General features: G+C 43.2%; 18 protein-coding genes. 13 read left to right on the top strand and 5 right to left on the bottom strand.

Annotated elements, in window-relative coordinates:
• Positions 1 to 8: 8 nt before the first annotated feature.
• On the bottom strand, positions 9 to 1,622 hold the full coding sequence (locus DXX92_RS12490) for an anthranilate synthase component 1 (RefSeq protein ID WP_116000736.1): 1,614 nt from the start codon (positions 1,620 to 1,622) through the stop codon (positions 9 to 11).
• Positions 1,623 to 1,649: 27 nt separating this feature from the next.
• On the bottom strand, positions 1,650 to 2,669 hold the full coding sequence (gene aroF, locus DXX92_RS12485; protein ID WP_116000735.1) for a 3-deoxy-7-phosphoheptulonate synthase: 1,020 nt from the start codon (positions 2,667 to 2,669) through the stop codon (positions 1,650 to 1,652).
• A gap of 570 nt (positions 2,670 to 3,239) precedes the next feature.
• On the opposite strand from aroF, the gene rnm reads away from it, so the two are divergent.
• From rnm to DXX92_RS12435, 10 genes are all read left to right on the top strand, one after another.
• Positions 3,240 to 4,073, top strand: coding sequence for an RNase RNM (gene rnm / locus DXX92_RS12480; RefSeq protein WP_116002420.1), 834 nt, complete (start codon positions 3,240 to 3,242; stop codon positions 4,071 to 4,073).
• A 119-nt stretch (positions 4,074 to 4,192) separates the two neighbouring features.
• Complete coding sequence (locus DXX92_RS12475) at positions 4,193 to 4,816, top strand: L-threonylcarbamoyladenylate synthase (RefSeq protein WP_116000734.1); 624 nt, start codon at positions 4,193 to 4,195, stop codon at positions 4,814 to 4,816.
• Between the two features lie 33 nt (positions 4,817 to 4,849).
• On the top strand, positions 4,850 to 5,626 hold the full coding sequence (locus DXX92_RS12470) for a segregation and condensation protein A (RefSeq protein ID WP_116000733.1): 777 nt from the start codon (positions 4,850 to 4,852) through the stop codon (positions 5,624 to 5,626).
• 13 nt (positions 5,627 to 5,639) lie between these two features.
• Positions 5,640 to 6,266, top strand: coding sequence for an SMC-Scp complex subunit ScpB (gene scpB / locus DXX92_RS12465; protein WP_116000732.1), 627 nt, complete (start codon positions 5,640 to 5,642; stop codon positions 6,264 to 6,266).
• A 110-nt stretch (positions 6,267 to 6,376) separates the two neighbouring features.
• On the top strand, positions 6,377 to 7,240 hold the full coding sequence (gene rluB, locus DXX92_RS12460) for a 23S rRNA pseudouridine(2605) synthase RluB (RefSeq protein ID WP_116000731.1): 864 nt from the start codon (positions 6,377 to 6,379) through the stop codon (positions 7,238 to 7,240).
• 271 nt (positions 7,241 to 7,511) lie between these two features.
• The gene (gene rnd, locus DXX92_RS12455; protein WP_116000730.1) at positions 7,512 to 8,651 is read left to right on the top strand and encodes a ribonuclease D; all 1,140 of its coding nucleotides are present in this window, start codon (positions 7,512 to 7,514) and stop codon (positions 8,649 to 8,651) included.
• A 223-nt stretch (positions 8,652 to 8,874) separates the two neighbouring features.
• Positions 8,875 to 9,192: a YcgL domain-containing protein gene (locus DXX92_RS12450; protein WP_116000729.1), complete on the top strand. Its 318-nt coding sequence runs from the start codon at positions 8,875 to 8,877 to the stop codon at positions 9,190 to 9,192.
• A gap of 252 nt (positions 9,193 to 9,444) precedes the next feature.
• On the top strand, positions 9,445 to 10,437 hold the full coding sequence (locus DXX92_RS12445; RefSeq protein ID WP_116002419.1) for a lytic murein transglycosylase: 993 nt from the start codon (positions 9,445 to 9,447) through the stop codon (positions 10,435 to 10,437).
• Positions 10,438 to 10,494: 57 nt separating this feature from the next.
• Positions 10,495 to 11,172 carry a fumarylacetoacetate hydrolase family protein gene (locus DXX92_RS12440; protein WP_116000728.1) on the top strand — a complete coding sequence of 226 codons (678 nt, stop codon included), beginning with the start codon at positions 10,495 to 10,497 and terminating at the stop codon, positions 11,170 to 11,172.
• A 221-nt stretch (positions 11,173 to 11,393) separates the two neighbouring features.
• Positions 11,394 to 11,954 (top strand): YcgN family cysteine cluster protein, encoded by a 561-nt coding sequence (locus DXX92_RS12435; RefSeq protein ID WP_116000727.1) that lies wholly within the window; start codon positions 11,394 to 11,396, stop codon positions 11,952 to 11,954.
• A gap of 10 nt (positions 11,955 to 11,964) precedes the next feature.
• Here DXX92_RS12435 and DXX92_RS12430 read toward each other — a convergent pair whose 3' ends face one another.
• Positions 11,965 to 12,696, bottom strand: a complete 732-nt coding sequence (locus DXX92_RS12430; RefSeq protein WP_116000726.1) for an SDR family oxidoreductase — start codon at positions 12,694 to 12,696, stop codon at positions 11,965 to 11,967.
• Between the two features lie 255 nt (positions 12,697 to 12,951).
• On the opposite strand from DXX92_RS12430, the gene DXX92_RS12425 reads away from it, so the two are divergent.
• Together DXX92_RS12425 and DXX92_RS12420 are read left to right on the top strand one after the other, a co-directional pair.
• Complete coding sequence (locus DXX92_RS12425; protein ID WP_245961474.1) at positions 12,952 to 13,674, top strand: hypothetical protein; 723 nt, start codon at positions 12,952 to 12,954, stop codon at positions 13,672 to 13,674.
• A gap of 265 nt (positions 13,675 to 13,939) precedes the next feature.
• Positions 13,940 to 15,328 (top strand): M20/M25/M40 family metallo-hydrolase, encoded by a 1,389-nt coding sequence (locus DXX92_RS12420; RefSeq protein ID WP_116002418.1) that lies wholly within the window; start codon positions 13,940 to 13,942, stop codon positions 15,326 to 15,328.
• A 121-nt stretch (positions 15,329 to 15,449) separates the two neighbouring features.
• Here the strand turns inward: DXX92_RS12420 and DXX92_RS12415 are convergent, their stop codons facing one another.
• Positions 15,450 to 15,995 carry a DUF2306 domain-containing protein gene (locus DXX92_RS12415; RefSeq protein WP_116000724.1) on the bottom strand — a complete coding sequence of 182 codons (546 nt, stop codon included), beginning with the start codon at positions 15,993 to 15,995 and terminating at the stop codon, positions 15,450 to 15,452.
• Between the two features lie 314 nt (positions 15,996 to 16,309).
• On the opposite strand from DXX92_RS12415, the gene DXX92_RS12410 reads away from it, so the two are divergent.
• On the top strand, positions 16,310 to 16,705 hold the full coding sequence (locus DXX92_RS12410; protein WP_116000723.1) for a hypothetical protein: 396 nt from the start codon (positions 16,310 to 16,312) through the stop codon (positions 16,703 to 16,705).
• An 88-nt stretch (positions 16,706 to 16,793) separates the two neighbouring features.
• Here the strand turns inward: DXX92_RS12410 and DXX92_RS12405 are convergent, their stop codons facing one another.
• Positions 16,794 to 17,339 carry a hypothetical protein gene (locus DXX92_RS12405; protein WP_116000722.1) on the bottom strand — a complete coding sequence of 182 codons (546 nt, stop codon included), beginning with the start codon at positions 17,337 to 17,339 and terminating at the stop codon, positions 16,794 to 16,796.
• Positions 17,340 to 17,421 lie beyond the last annotated feature (82 nt).

Genomic DNA, 17,421 nt, shown 5'->3' with positions numbered 1-17,421 from the left:
ACTCAAAATCAAGCTCCTACTTCTTCTACTTCAGCCAAAATTTCAGCCGCTTTAATGGCGTTGATCACCGCTTGTGCTTTTTGGCGTGTTTCGTTGGCTTCCGCTTGTGGGTCTGAATCGTACACCACACCAGCGCCAGCTTGTACATGAGCTAAGCCGTTTTCAACAAAGGCAGAGCGGATGACAATACAGGTATCCATTTCACCTTCGCCAGTGATGTAGCCAACCGCACCACCGTAACTGCCACGGCGCTTGCCTTCAAATTTGCGAATAAGCTCGGTTGCTTTTACTTTTGGTGCGCCAGATAGCGTGCCCATATTCATACAGGCTTGATAAGCGTGCAGGGCGTCTAATTCTGGCTTTAATTGGCCGCAAACGCGTGATACTAGGTGCATGACATGCGAGTAGCGATCAACTTTTAACAGCTCAGCGACGTAGCGCGAACCAGGCGCTGCCACACGCGCAATGTCGTTACGGGCTAAGTCTACCAGCATAATATGCTCGGCCATTTCTTTTTGATCTTGGCGCAGCTCTAACTCAATGCGGCTGTCTAAATCGAGCGACAAGCTACCATCTGCATTAAAACCACGTGGGCGCGTACCAGCGATAGGGTATAGCTCTACTTGGTTATTGCTGGTTTGATATTTCAGTGCCGACTCAGGTGAAGCGCCAAACATGGCAAAGTCTTTGTCCTGCAAGAAGAACATGTATGGGCTTGGATTCGATGCTTTAAGTTTCTTATAAGCAACAATCGGTTGTTCGCACGGCAAAGTAAAGGTGCGTGATGGCACCACTTGGAAAATATCACCAGCGCGCACGTGCTCTTTTAGGGCATCAACCGTGTGGCAGAAGGCTTGATCTGAAATATCAACGTTTACTTCAGCAACTTGTGCATTCGGTTTTTCTTGCAGCGGCTTAGCAACAATCACGCTCGATAGCTGCGCCTTAATTTCTGATAAACGGCGGCTAATTTCAAAGTAGCACTTTTGCTGCTCTGGCCCTGAAAACACATTGCCAATCAGCTCAGTTGAGCGCTTTTCATGGTCAATCACGACAATGGTTTCAGCAAGATAGAATACATAATCTGGGCAGCTATTGGGGCTGTTATCAACCTCTGGTAGCTTTTCTGCCACGGCCATTAAGTCAAACGCGAAACAACCTGCCAGCATCACCGCTAATTCGTGGTGAGTAGTGTTGTTAATTTGCTTAAACACACGCAGTGCATCAAAAGCATTATGGGCTTTTAAACGGGTTAACTCGTCAAGGTTGCCATCAACAGGCGAAAACTCAATTAAGGTATGCGCTGCTTGTTTGCTTACTTTGGCATAGGCTGCCAGTTCATTACTGACAAATTCAATAGCTGATTCACCATTGAGCGACAATGGCTCAAGAGTAACGGTTAAACCATGACAGGTAACTTTAACCGCTGCGTCAGTCACTAACAGGCTTTTTAGCGCATGCTTTTTATCAATTTCAGCAGATTCTAACAGTACCGTATGTGGCTTGTTGCCAGCATCAATACCACATAATTGCTGGTAAACCGCCAGTGGATCCGGTTGATATTCGGCGGCACCTGATAAGGTGTTGACCGCACCGGGCGTTGCATTGAGGGTAGTTTGCATCGTGTCTCTCAATCTGTAATTCGTATCTTAAGCTGACAAGCTTTTGCCTGCGGCTTGCACAAAAGGCTTAATATCGGCCATAAGCTTGGCAAAATCATCGGCGGTTAATGCTTGATGCCCGTCAGAAAGCGCTGCTTTCGGATTTAAATGGGCTTCAACGATAATGCCGTCAGCGCCAACTGCAGCAGCAGCGCGTGATAAAGGGTTAATCAGGGATTTTACGCCAGTGCCATGTGATGGGTCTACTAGAACTGGTAAATGGGTTTTTTCTTTCAATAAGGCAACGGCATTTAAATCAAGGGTATTACGAGTGGCCGTTTCAAAGGTGCGAATACCGCGCTCGCATAAAATCACATTTGGATTACCCGCGTTAATAATGTACTCAGCTGCCAATAGCAATTCTTCGATGGTCGCGCTCATACCGCGTTTCAATAGTACCGGTTTTTGCTCAGCACCAACGGCTTCGAGTAAGCGGAAGTTTTGCATATTGCGGGCGCCGATTTGGAAGCAATCAATGTAATCTGCCATCAACTTGGCATCAATTGGGTCGATAATTTCTGAAACGGTTGGCAGGCCATAAGCTTGTTTAGCGGCTTTCAACAGCTTTAAGCCTTCTTCACCTAGCCCTTGGAAACTGTATGGGCTGGTGCGCGGTTTAAATGCGCCGCCGCGAAGTAGGGGAACGCCGTGGCCTTTGATCATTTCTGCCACGCTAAATAATTGCTGCTCTGACTCCACCGAGCAAGGGCCAGCAATCACAGTAAAATTGCCACCACCAATTTTTACGCCGTCAATCGATACAATTGAGTCATGCGCTTGCAGCTCACGACTAACGAGCTTGTATGGGCTAAGGACAGGTTTGACTTCATCCACCATAGGGTAGGCGTCTAAATGAAGTTGGTTAAGAATGCGTTCATCGCCAAGGGCGCCTAATACCGTGCGCTCAATGCCTGGCATGTATAGTGGTTTTAGCCCAAGTGAGGCTATTTTATCGAGAATTTCGTTTGCGTCCGCTTCGGTTGCTTGCGGCTTAAGTACAATAATCATGGTTTATTTGATCCTATGTGTGATTTTACTCTAAGTTGTCATCCGGCATAAATGGGCTGAAGCCACCAAATAAACCAACTTTTTACTTTGGTTGTTAACATTGCTGTTTTCCTTTTAACGCTGTTTGCGTTTTAGTTTCTTTCGAATATTTTAGGGTTAAAATTCTTTCTTATTTAAAAAATAGAAGCTTAAAATGAAAAGCTTAAAACGAGAAAACCCGCCAGTGGGCGGGTTTTCGGAATCTTTTCTTGTTACACAGTTTTCACATCATGCACAAAAGCTCACAACCCACCTACGTTGGATTATGCCACCACCAAATTGCTTGTAATGATTGTTGTGCTTGTGTCATCGCTTGCTGCTTTGTTTCTTTTAAACTTTCTAAGTTATGTTTAACTAATTTTTGCTTATCTAAGCGTTTCGTTATGAAAAATCACTTTATTCTCGTAGAATAAAAGCCCTAATAGAAGACATCAATTCTGTTTTTATGTCAACACCTGATTTTATTTTATGCCACTAATTGCACCAGAAAGTTCTACACCTGCCTCGTCTGCTGAAAAACCAAGCAAGCCGATGCGCTTTGATTTACATTCCCACACCAACTTTTCCGATGGCAAGTTATCACCACAGGAATTAGTCGAGCGAGCGGTAAACTTTCAACTAGATGTATTGGCTATTACTGATCACGATACAGTGGCTGGGCTTGAGGTCGCGAAGCAGCATATTAGTGAGCAAGCACTGCCGCTAACCTTGGTATCGGGTATTGAAATCTCCACCATGTGGCAGAATTTTGAAATTCATATTGTTGGCCTGAACATAGACCCAGAAAGCCAAGCGCTGCAAGCCTTGATCAGCGAGCAGCAAAACGCCCGTGAATCTCGTGCTACACAAATGGGCGAGAAGCTTGCCAAATGCGGCTTTCCCGACATGCTGGAAAAAGCTAAGGCGCTAGTAGGTGAAGGGACGATTACCCGTGCGCACTTTGCCCGTGTGCTGCATGACGAAGGTCAGGTGAGCACCATGCAATCGGCGTTTGATAAATATATCGGCAAAGGAAAACGGGCTTTTGTAAAGCCATTGTGGTGCGATATTGCCAAAGCCGTCGAAGTAATTCATCAAGCGGGTGGTGTAGCAGTGTTAGCGCATCCTATGCGCTACGATATGACCTCGAAATGGTTACGTCGCCTGATTTTAGATTTTAAAGCGGCAGGCGGTGACGGTATGGAAATAGTGCTGCCACAAATGAATCCAGACCAAAGGCGACTTATGCTAACCTTTTGTCTAGAATATGATTTATATGCATCGCTTGGCTCAGATTTTCATTACCCGAGCAAATGGAGCGACTTGGGGCGCAATTTAATCATGCCAGAGCAAGTCAAACCCATTTGGCAGTTATTTGGTCATTAAATCTAGGGATATGCTCAGTGCTAGTGTTTATATAAATCCAAAAATAACATATTCAAACAACACATTAACTAAATAAAAGCTCACTGGTAACCGCAGCGAGTGACACTAAGGTACCTGTTATGAGTCAGTTTTTTTACGTTCACCCAGAAAACCCGCAAGGGCGTTTAATGAAGCAAGCGGCAGCCATGATCAAAGAGGGCGCTGTTGTGGTTTACCCGACTGATTCGGGCTATGCGCTCGGTTGTCACTTAGGTGATAAGAAAGCATTGGAGCGTATTTGCCAGATTCGCCATATCGATATGGATCACGATTTTGCCTTGGTTTGTCGCGATTTATCTGAGCTTTCGGAATACGCGAAAGTGGATAACACGGCATTTCGTTTAATGAAAAACAATACGCCGGGCGCTTATACCTTTATCTTTAAAGCGACCAAAGAAGTACCGCGCCGTTTGATGAATCCAAAAAAGAAAACCATCGGTATTCGCATTCCAGATAATGCAATTGCACAAGCTTTGTTGGAAGAGTTGGGTGAGCCGCTAATGTCGACCACCTTGATTATGCCGGGTGAGGCGATGGCGGAATACGACCCAGAACATATTCGCGATATTCTTGAAAAACGCGTCGATTTGATTCTCAACGGTGGCTACTTAGGCGAGCACCCAACGACGGTGATTGATTTTTCCGAAGGCGAGGTGGAAATCTTACGTGTTGGCGAGGGTGATGCTGAGCCATTTAGCTCATAAATTAGCTGCTAAATAAGACAAGCAATAGGCCATATGGAACAGCAAGAATTACCCCTTGCGATGATCAGGGGGGAAGCATTCGTTGATAAACCCTCAGATCTCTATATTCCTGATGCTGCGCTAGAAATTCGCTTAGATGAATTTGAAGGGCCGCTTGATTTATTGCTGTACCTGATCAAAAAACAAAAGTTTGATATCGCCGACTTGCCAATAGCGCCAATCACCGCTCAATATTTTAGTTATATTGAGCAGATGGAACAGCAACAAATGGACTTGTCAGCCGAATACTTAGTGATGGCGGCAACCCTCGCTCATATTAAATCCAAGTTGCTGCTGCCGACCATTGAAGTGGAAGAAGACGAAGACGATCCGCGTGCTGAACTCGTCAAACGCTTGCAGGAATATCAGCAAATCAAAACTGCCGCTTATGAGCTTTCGCATTTGCCGCGAGAAGAGCGTGACTTCTTTATTAAAGGCTATGGCGAGCTACACGAACAGCCAACCAAGTTTGATGAGGTATCACTTGCCGACTTAGTTAGCGCTTTTCAGCGGGTATTGAAAAGCCAAGCCAATTTTGAGCATCACCACGTGCAACGAGAAGCGATTGCTACTCATGTTAAAATGGCACACATTTTATCGGTATTGGCGTCAACGGCAGAGCCGCAAACCTTAGTGCAATTGCTGATCATTGAAGAAGGGCGACAAGGTGCAGTGGTGACATTTCTGGCACTACTGGAATTATTAAAACTACAAAAAATTAGCTGTGATTTAGCAGCTGAACAGCTTTATGTGCAACTAAATACAGCTTAACGTTTAACAACCAATGACAACTGATATCGACACTCCAGCCAGCAATAATGCAACAAACTACAATACAACCAAGCTCAGCGCCATGCTCGAAGCTCTGATTTTTGCGGCAGAAAAACCGTTAACGCCAAAGCAGTTGCGCAGCCATATTCAAGAGCAAACGGGGCGAGGCTTTACGTTAAAAGCGATTAAAGACGAGCTGGCCGAGCTAGTTAACACCTATCAAAATCGCGGTATTCAACTGGCAATGGTGGCTGGCGGTTATCGTTTTCAAACAAATACTGAAGTAAAACCATTAATTCAGTCGATCCAAAAAGAGAAAACCAGTAAAATCTCGCCGGCGATGATGGAGACCCTAGCAGTAATTGCCTACAAGCAACCCATCACGCGCGCAGAAATTGAAGAAATTCGCGGAGTTGCGGTAAGTAGTTATATAATAAAAACACTTACTGAACGCGCTTGGGTAAAAACTGACGGTTATAAAGAGGTGCCAGGTCGACCAGCACTTTATGTCACAACACCTGAGTTTTTAGCGTATTTTGGCTTGAACTCCCTAACTCAGCTACCTGAGTTAATGCCAATTAGCCAAGCCGATCATGCTAGCCATGCTGTTGAAGTGTCGCTACTGGAGCAAGAGAGCTAGCAAGAAAACTAGCAATCAAGCTCACAAGCAGTAACTAAAAGCAGCACAAAACAAATATGTTGTTAATGAGTCAGAAGTGCATAACTACTGACGTATCGAGATAAAGACCTATGTCTGAAAAATTACAGAAAGTGCTTGCGCGAGCAGGTAAAGGATCCCGCCGAGAAATGGAAGCGGTGATCAGCGCAGGACGCGTCAGTGTGAACGGTAAAACAGCATTCCTTGGCGATCGTGTCGAAGGAACCGAGCAAATACGAGTTGACGGTCATCAGGTCAACATCAAACCCGAGCAAGAGCAAATTTGTCGCGTGTTAATGTACAACAAGCCGGAAGGTGAAATGTGTACGCGCAAAGATCCAGAAGGGCGCCCAACGGTATTTGATCGCCTACCACCGCTAGAAAGTGGTCGCTGGATTGCCGTCGGTCGTTTAGATATTAACACCTCAGGTATGTTGTTATTCACCACAGATGGTGAACTTGCTAACCGCTTAATGCATCCATCGCATAAAATTGAACGTGAATATGCAGTGCGCGTATTTGGTGAAGTCGATGAGGCGATGTTACAGCGTTTACGCCACGGGGTAAAACTCGAAGACGGCCCTGCCAAATTCCAAAAAATTATGTATCGCGGTGGTGAAGGCCGTAACCACTGGTTCCATGTGGTGCTTTCTGAAGGTCGTAACCGTGAAGTTCGCCGTTTATGGGAAAGCCAAGACGTGCAGGTTAGCCGCTTAATTCGCGTGCGCTACGGTGATATCGAGTTGCAACGTCAACTGCCTGTTGGCGGTTGGACTGAGCTTGGCTTAAAAGACGTTAACTACTACCGCAAAGCGGTACAACTTGCGCCAGAAACCGAATCGAAAGTAAAAGTGAACGAGAAGATGATCGACAACGCCAAGAATCGCCGTATTCGTCGCAGCGTTAAGAAGCATCAACAACGTCATAAACAATCGGTACGCCGCAACCGCAAGTAGCTTGTTCTTGTAAGCGCTTGTGGTTAGCGCTTGTTGCAAAAAATAGCCAAATTAACAAAACAGCCTTTCTGCTTGCAGATGGGCTGTTTTAGTTTCTGGCGTAACTTGTTATTCTTCATTTCCTTAAAAGCGCCTGAATGGTTCTCTTTACTTGGGAAAAATTTGTACTTAGAGAAATTTGCATTCAGTAAATCTGTAGTCGAATGCAACCAGTAAAGCGCTTAGTTAATCAAACGATATAAATATTCAGAATTTAAAAAGGTGTGCTTGCGTGCAAAAACGTTTTATCCAAACCCAAGCCGAATTTACTGCCCTATGTGAGTCATTATCAGCCGCAAAGCTGCTAACTGTGGATACCGAGTTTGTTCGTACTCGAACCTTAGTGCCTAAGCTTGGTTTATTGCAAGTGTGCGACGGCGAGCAAGTCGCACTGATTGATCCATTGGCATTAGACGATTTATCACCTTTTTGGCAATTGTTGGAAAATCCGGCCATCACTAAAGTATTGCATGCGTGCTCTGAAGATTTAGAAGTTTTTCTGACCGCAGGTGCTAAGCCGCCACAAAACCTCATTGATAGCCAAGTCATGATGACTTTCTTAGGCCATGGCTTATCGCTGGGTTATGCGGCCATGGTTAAGCATTATTTAGATATTGAGCTGGATAAGTCGGAATCGCGCACCGACTGGACGAAACGACCATTAACTGATAATCAGCTGAAATATGCTGCCGCCGATGTTGAGCATTTGTATACGCTATTTCCTAAGTTATTGGCTGATATTGAAGCGAAAGGTTGGTTAGCGGCTAGCCAGCAAGAATCCGCCAATATGATCGCGAAAAAGTATCAGGCAATTGATCCAGACACGCTTTATCAAAACGTGAAACTGGCGTGGAAGTTATCACCTAAGCAGCTTAACAACTTGAAGTTTTTAGCCAGTTGGCGTTATCAAAAAGCGGTGACGAAAGATCAGCCACTCAGTTTTATCGCCAAAGATCATACTTTGCAGTTAGTGGCGCAGCGCTCGCCGATGAGTGTCCGTGCGATGGCAAATATTGAAGGGGTGGAAGCGCTAGATGTGCGTTATCAAGGTAAGGCGATGATCAACGTGCTCAAGCAAGCAGCACAAACGCCTGAAGACGCATACCCTGCAAAACTTCGCCGCTTAGACGAATACCCTGGTTACAAACAAACCTTTAAGCAGGTGAAACACTTTTTACAGCAAGTGGCCGATAAGCACGAGTTGGCGATTGAATGTTTGGCCTCGAAGAAACAAATTAATCAGTTCTTATCGTTTTATTTTAAATTGAACGGCGCTGACCAATCACCAGCGGCAGTTGATTTGATCAACTCATGGCGTAAGCCAATTGCAGGTGAAGCGCTAATCGAGTTTGCCGATGGTGGTTTTAAGTAGCGATTATTTTAAGTCTTTAGGGCTTCAAGCAGCTATTGTTTCAAGTAACAATCTCACTTAGCACCCGCTAGCTGCTAATCCTACATCTAATTAATAGCGCCAAATCATCACCGTTTGGCGCCACCTCAATTGTTAACAATTATCAGCCACTAATGATAAACATACACAGCGCGACATGTTATATTGCGGCCTCTATTGTTTTTCCATGAATAGGCTGAAAAAAATGCCAATTGCGCCGACTGGATTATGTGCGGTTTACCGTAGTCCGAAAAAAGACCAAACCTACCTGTTTATTAACAAACGCGACGATTTTTCTGATGTGCCTGAAGCCTTAATGAAAACCTTTGGCACACCAGTATTAGTGACCATGGTGAACTTAACCAAGCAGGAAAAGCTAGCACTGGCAGATATTGATAAAGTGAAAGAAAGCTTGAGTGAACAAGGTTTTTATCTTCAACTACCACCACCACAAGAGAATTTGCTTGACCAGCATAAAGAAATGTTAAAGCAACAAGGCAAAACTATTGCTTCGGAAGAGTAATTGCCTCGGAATAATAAGCTGGCATGCTGTTTTTCCGTTAGCAACAGTTTCTTTGCCGATATAAAAAGAGCTAAAAAGAGCTAGAAAGAGCCAGCTAGTAAAAATATTCCAAATATTAGCAGCCCCGAATATTAAAAATAAAAAGGACGCGTAATGAATCGTTTTTATCATCAAATTATCAACAGTCGTTTTCTCAAAACCGCCTCAGTAGTTGCCATGTTAGCGGGCTCGGCAAGCTTACCTCAACTAGCGATGGCAAACGCTGATAATGTCGCTAATCAAGAGCAAACCAAGCCAAGCTATGAAACTTATGTTGAGCAGTTAAAAACAGAAGCCCTAGCCAAAGGCTTTAGCCAAACCTTTGTTGACCAAACCTTTGCCAATATCACCTTTTATAAGCGCGCGGTAAAAGCGGATCGCAATCAGCCTGAGCGCGTTGAAACCCTTGATACCTACTTACCGAAACGCTTACCGAAGTGGAAAATTGACCGCGCTCGTAAGCTTTATAAAGAGCATAAAGAACTATTGACCAAAGTAGGTGAACAGTATGGCGTTCAGCCGCGCTTTATCGTCGCTTTGTGGGGGCTGGAAACCAACTTTGGCAAAATTATGGGTAACTACAATGTGGTTTCTGCGCTATCAACGCTTGCCTACGAAGGTCGCCGCGAAGCCTTCTTTAAAAAGCAACTTTGGGCGGCTTTAACCATTTTGGATGAAGGTCATATCAAAGTTGATAATATGAAAGGCTCTTGGGCTGGTGCTATGGGGCAAAACCAATTTATGCCAACCTCATTTATCAGTTACGCAGTTGATGGCGATGGCGATGGTAAAAAAGATATCTGGGGTAATCAGGCCGACGTATTTGCCTCTATGGCGAACTACCTAAAATCTGAAGGTTGGAATGATGACCTAACATGGGGCCGACAAGTTAAATTACCTGCAAACTTCGATATTTCGTTAGCGATCCCTAAAAATACCGGCAGTCGTAAAAACTGGCTAAAAGCTTGGGCAAATACTGAAAAAACCTTGCAAGAATGGCAAGAGCTCGGCATTCGTCGCACCGATGGTACCGCATTGCCAAAAGTTGATATTAAAGCGGCACTGGTTTTCCCTGACGACGAGAAAGGGCGTGCTTACTTAGCCTACGATAACTACAAAAGCTTAATGCACTGGAACTTGTCATACTACTTTGTTAGCTCGGTAGGGCACTTATCAGACCATATAAAGTTTCCACCAATTAAGTAATTAGCACTAATACAGTAGTAGCTTTCGTTCTGAAAGAGTGAGTAAAAGGAGTAGTAAATGATAAACAATTATCAACATAAGGATGTTAACGGCGCAGCGATTGATTTGCCTATTGGCAAGGTCGTTTGTGTTGGGCAGAACTATCTTGATCATATTCAGGAAATGAACAGTATTGCCAATGAAGAGGCAGTGCTGTTTTTAAAACCCAATACGGCGCTTTGTGCATTGGCTGAGCCTTTGGTTATTCCTAAAGAGCGGGGTGAATGCCATAACGAAGTGGAAGTGACTATTCTGATCAAAGAAACCCTGTCTAACGCTTCAGTTGAAGAAATTGATGCCGCGATTTGGGGCTGTGGCATTGGGCTAGACTTAACCTTGCGCGATGTGCAAAAAGAGCTAAAGCGATTAGGTCGCCCATGGGAGCGCTCAAAGTCGTTTGATTTATCAGCGCCAATGTCACCGTTTATACCGCTTGAAGAAATTAAAGCACTAGGTCACGATTTAGCCAATATCACTTTCGATTTAAGCGTAAATAACGAGCTTAGGCAGCAAGGCAATACCGAGCTAATGATGCGCAGCATTCGCGATTTATTAGTGATTATTAGCCGCGAGTTTACCTTATTGCCGGGTGATGTTGTGATGACAGGCACGCCAAAAGGCGTTGCGCCACTGGTTAGTGGCGATCAGCTAGAATTAACCTTATTTAGTCATCAGTTTTCAGCACAAGTTGCCTAACTTAAACAAGCTCAAGCCGATTATCGCAATCGGCTTCGCTTAAGCAGCTTAGCTTAAACAGCCTAATTTAAACTTGGTTAAACTAGGCATGGTTAAATAGGATGAAACAAGGAAAGAAACATAGCCGAAGAGTGTGTATAATGCGCCGCTCTTAATTTTCTTTATACGTTAACTTTCTTAACACGTTAACTTTCTCCATCCAATAGGCAGACACAGCAATTATGGCGAAGCAAGCAAAATCAGCTAAACCAAAGAAACTAGCAGCAAAAAATACGCCCGATATTAAACCATTTTGGGAAGTAAAATCGCTGGAAGAAATGACCCGACAAGAGTGGGAGTCATTGTGTGACGGCTGTGCTAAATGTTGTCTGCACAAATTTATTGAAGACGAAGAAACGGAAGAAGAAGACGAGCTAAAACCTACCGACTATATCAACGAAGGCGAGCAAATGTTGTATTCCAATATTGCTTGTCATCTACTCAATGATAAAACCTGTGGCTGTACTCAATACGCAAAACGCACTCAATTAGTACCAGACTGCGTGCGTTTAACTCAAGAAAACCTAGATGATGTGTTCTTTATGCCACCAAGTTGCACCTATCGCCGTTTGCGTGAAGGTCGCGGCATGCCAAGCTGGCACCCACTATTACACAAAGGTAAAAAAGCAGCCATGCATAAAGCAGGGATGTCTGTACGCGGTAAAATCGTCAAAGATAATGAAGTCGATTTATCGTTTTACGAAGACTATATCGTTACTTGGCCGCTGGATGATATTGATTAGCCCAAGCTAACTATTTACCACCAGCGATATCAACAAATGAACCTGTTACAAAAGAAGCCTCGTTTGATAAAAGAAACGCTATAGCCACAGCAACCTCTTTTGGACAGCCGCCACGTTGCAATGGAATTTGTTGTTTAACTCGCTCGACTCTATTTGCTTCGCCACCGTCAGCGTGCATTTCTGTATAAATAAATCCAGGGCGGACACAGTTCACCCGAATGTTTTTATCAGCTACCTCAAGTGACAAGCCTTTTGTTAGTGTATCTATAGCTCCTTTTGATGCTGCATAATCCACATACTCTTGAGGAGAACCGAGTCTTGCGGCTGCAGACGAAACATTAACGATTGAACCACCATTTACCATTCTTTTTATTGCTTCTCTGCTACATAAAAAGTAGCTAGTGACATTGGTTGTCAGCACTTTATTAATTCTATCTGCTGTCATTTCCGAAACTGGCATTTGCGGGAGTAAAATTCCTGCGTTGTTAACTAAATGCGTAACTCGTCCTAAGGTTTCGTCGATCTTCTGAAAAAGAGTATTTACCTCGTTCTCCTGCGATACATCTGCTTGCAGTGCTATCGCGGAACCTCCATTTTGATGTATTTCAGCGACCACTTTATTGGCTTCTGACTCATTTGAATGGTAATTCACACAAACCGAGTAACCTTGTTTTCCTAGATAGATAGAAGTTGCGGCACCAATTCCTCGGCTACCTCCTGTCACTAAAACAACTTTGCTCATTAAACTTCCTTTTGAAACATAAAGTTAAAACTTCATAGCGACCAATAATAACGGGCAAATAAACATCTATAAAGCCTATGCCCATTACCTGAATACACTTTTCAAGGTAATGGCTGCTTGCTGCAAACAACCAATATCATATTCATTATCTATCAGCCGTGCGGTTTATCTCTCACTGTCTTTAATATGTCAATTGTCGACAATAGATGTAGTAAATGAATTTGAAATGCTTTTTTATGTTTTAATGGATTTTAATTGTCGACAAAAATGAGGGGTGTCGGTTTGAATTTTTACAATATTTTTGGAGTTATTAATACACTCTTTATTATCGTTAGTTTGTATGGTGTGCATTCTCAACTCAGAACCATATGGAAAAGAAAAGAGTCGAATACTCAGTATGAGCGGCCGACATCATTGTTATCATTAAATCAATTCACGGTAAGTTATTTAGCTTACTTGTCATTCTTTATATACGGGTATTCAATAGAGCCGTTTAATCACTACATTGTTTGGCCACGACTAATTGCATCAATGCTAGTCGTGTTAATTTTACTTGAAATTTGGCAAGACCGACGATCTAGTCATGCTAAAAGTAGCGTTAGCATGGCTTGCATAACACTCTTGGTTGCTATCGCAGGCCTATTTATAGGTGAAACAATAACTGATCAGGGCAAGTATATTTCGACGACAATTATTGTGGTTGTATCAATCCTGATAGCTCAAGGGTACTTCCATCAAATCAAGCTAATTATCCATTCAGGTAGCACAGGGGCTGTTGATTTAAAGATGAGTCAATTTATCTTAATGATGGATATTTCGACCATCGCCTTCGCGTTAAGTATGGGATTTAAGCAAGGTTGGCCGCTGCTTTTATTGGCGATAACGAGTGCAGTGACCAAAGTAATCATTATGTTTTTATTTAAATGGGTAAAAACAAGCCCTACTGCTGAAAAGCGGAGGCGCATTGTTGAAACCTAAAAGCGCATGATGCTGGTTATTACACAGAAGTAACGAAAGCGTCTAATTTGCTTTGAGCAGCCTATTCACGCTGATTACTTTTACACCCAAAGCATTAGTTTAACTTAGGCCTTTAATTAATGATAAGTTTGAGCATTCTAAAAAATTGGCGTCAGCACAGCTAACGTTATAGACTTTGCCTCTTTCTAATAAAAATAATGTAAAGATTATAGTTTCACCCCATGGAGCAAAAATGAAATTATTAAAAAACGCACCGCTCAAAGCTATGTTAAGTGGTGCTTTGTTAGCTGTGGCGAGTATGCCGCTAGTTGCTAGCGAGTCGCCTATTACTCCAGCACAAAAAGAAACCGCACAGCAATTAATGGCAACAGCGCTTAAAAGCGAGTTAGGTTTTAGTATTGTTGAATCATTAACAACGGAAATTGGCCCGCGCCTAGGTGGTTCTGAAGCTGAAAAGCGTGCGCGTGACTGGGGTGCTAACTTAGGTAAAGAATTAGGTTTTGATAAAATTGCGATTGAAGAGTTTACCATGCCGTTTTGGGATCGTGGTCATTTACACGTCGCGTTAACTTCGCCATACAACCAAGAGTTATACGGTTCTGCACTTGGTGGTGCCGCGCCAAGTGAAAAAGAAATTAATGCGCCAATTGTTTACTTTAGAGATATTCACGCATTAACTGCTGTGAAAGATGGCAGCTTGAAAGGTAAAGTCGCCTTTGTTGATGGCGAACCTATGGTGAAAAGCCAAACTGGTGCTGGTTACGGCCCATCTAACCAAAAGCGTCGAATTGGCTGGCAACATGCTGAGCGCGGCGGTGCTAGCGCATTAGTGATTCGCTCTGTTGGCTCTGATTCTCATCGTTTCCCGCATACCGGCATGATGAGCAAAAATGGCGATAAATGGGCGAATATCCCAGTGATTGCGATTTCTAATCCTGATGCCGATCACTTACGCCGTTTACACAACCTAAACAAGCCATTAGCGATTTCACTTCATTCTGGCTCTGATTGGAAAGGCGAAGTCACCAGCGGTAACGTTGTTCTAGATATTATTGGTAGTGAAAAGCCTGAGGAAATTGTGTTAATTGGCGGTCACTTAGATAGCTGGGATTTAGGTACAGGTGCCGTTGACGATGGTGCTGGCGTGGCGATCACTACTGCCGCAGCTAAATTAATTGCCAACTTACCTAAGCGCCCGAAACGTACTATTCGTGTGGTCATGTTTGGTGCTGAAGAAGTGGGCTTATTAGGCGCATTTGCTTACGCGAAAAAGCACGAAGCAAACCTACACAATCACGTATTAGCCACAGAGTCTGACTTTGGTGCGCGCAATATTTGGCGACTTGTTTCTAACGTTAACCCTGAAGCGACCAAGCTAGTTGATGAAATTGCTAAAATTATTGCACCGTTAGGCATTGTTCGCGGCGGTTCAGACGTTAAAGGCGGCGGCCCAGACATTATTCCATTGGATAACAAAGGCGTGCCAACAATTCGCTTGAGCCAAGAAGGCACAGACTACTTTGATTTGCACCATACGCCGGATGATACGTTAGATAAAATTAACCCAGACGAATTAGCACAAAACGTTGCCGCATATGCCGCGACTATTTATCTATTCGCTGATACCGATGTGGATTTAAAAGCGAAACGTTAATCTGTTTCTGAAACAAAGCGTAAACAAGCAACAAAATAAAAACATTGAAAGGAAGGCTAAATGCCTTCCTTTTTTATGTTTGTAAGTTTTTGGATTAGGCTAAGTATATTGACGACAAGCATTAGGCAACTGTGAGCCGTTTATGCCATACGCGAAACAGTAGTTCTGCAACAAACATCACAACGCCCATAATGGCAAATGCCCAAATGACACTGTTGTTTGTGGCGAGAGCAATGTCCTTAGCAGCTCGTCGGTCAGCGGCCAGCATAATACTTGGCAACCTTACCATCACTTCAGCGATAAAAGCGGCGATTAAACCAACGTAGCTCCAGTACGTGAATGCAAAGTGTTGCATCAGCCAATTATCTTTATTGCTACTAGACAACTTGCTAGAGAAGCGAGCCGACAAGGGGTAATAAATAGCTAGTAGTGTGGTTGGCAAGCTGAGCAGTATAAACAGGTGAAACAAACCAATATTGCCCGACATATTGGTGATTGGTATCGCGGTGACATTAACCAAAAGCATACTAACGATATACGTATAACCTAATGTTTTATGCCGAGCATTACCTTTTGTTGAGGCAAGTACTACCGCACCAGTAACGAGTGCGACAGCCGCAGCGAATGTATGAATTGCCCCAAGCGGTTCATTGATAAAATTGTCCATAGCCTACTTTCCTGTGAATAGAGATAAATTGTTATCGATATTCTAGAAACTAGGCGCCATTTTAGGACGTCATGAGAACGTTACCAACAAGACAATTACCTGACAATCAGGCGACAACTGTTGCTAATGCGATTCTTACTTTAGCCCTAGCAGGTCAGTTTTATATGTTTTACCGGATATAACAGTAAATGGTCTGGACAGTGTTCGGGCTATCTAGCTGGTAGCATTGAAGAATTAAATTTTAATGCTTAATAGTATCTTGCTCATTTAACAGGAAAAACTAGCATTAACATGCCGTAGTAATAGGAATAAATATGCCGTTATTGGATTTAGATTTTTATCTTAAAAATAAGTTTTGGCTGGGGTTATTTGCGCTAATTGTCTCGGTACTCGCTTGGAGTGTAGAGCTTAGTGGGCTGGTTTATATTTGCCCGTATTGTCGTGTTCAACGTACTGTGATTGGTTTACTGGGGGTGGTGTTAATGAGTCCTTTGACTAAACATTGGCTAGGCCAATTCTTTGCTATAGTTATTGGCTTTTTTGGCGCAGTGGTTGCCGCGAATCAGCATTTTATGGGCTGGAAAAAAATATCGGCTGGTAGTTTTAGCTTTAAAGAAAACTTGGCGATTGACCCTTTTATTCTGTCGGGCTTAGCGATGATATTTATCTTGTTTCAGTTGTTTATTATTAGTCGTTCAACAGCAGACTAGTGGCAATAAGTTGACCAATTACTTGATGCCATTGAAACGTAATCACTGTGGCATCAAACTAGCTTCACTAGTAGTTTATATTAAGCACTTAAACGCTAACCCACTTCTTTTTACTTTCTTTGGTGCGCTGAATTTTATTTGTCTTTGCGAGTTCATTTATTGCTCTAGTGAACTCGGATTTAGAGATGCCTAACTGCTTTTGAAAGTTTGGGTCGAGAGTTTTGGGTACTTGAAGTGCTGCATAAATTCTATCTTTGGGCGTTTGAGGCAAGGGGATTGGGACCACTACATCGCTTTTTGTTCTGAATATTTCAGGCTTGCCGCCAAGTAAAGTGCATTGAAACTCAAAGGCCGAAATTAGGTTTTCGTCGTTGCTGTAGAGTTTTAACGAGGTAGATGTTAACTGCTTTTTGTCTAACGAATATATCACGCGAACCAAATAGGCGATTATGTAAAAATCAGCTTGATTTGCGCCACATGGGTAATCAGCTAGGCAGATGAAAAGCTTCTTTTCGCATAGCTGTGCTATAGGCTTCTGCTTAGAGAAAACAAATACTTTATCAACAATAGATGCTTCTATTTTATCTAACTCTTTCAAGCCAACATTTTCCGCATCTACAAATATTAGATTCATGCACCACCACTCCTTTGGTTGATTAAATTAGTTTGAAGGTAGATATTATAGGGCTATTTTGACAATAGCACTTAACCTACAA

It is taken from the genome of Thalassotalea euphylliae (genome assembly GCF_003390395.1).
Taxonomy (GTDB): domain Bacteria; phylum Pseudomonadota; class Gammaproteobacteria; order Enterobacterales; family Alteromonadaceae; genus Thalassotalea_F; species Thalassotalea_F euphylliae_C.
The sequence above is the reverse complement of the archived record's forward strand: the minus strand, read 5'-3'. Positions and strand labels throughout refer to the sequence as shown.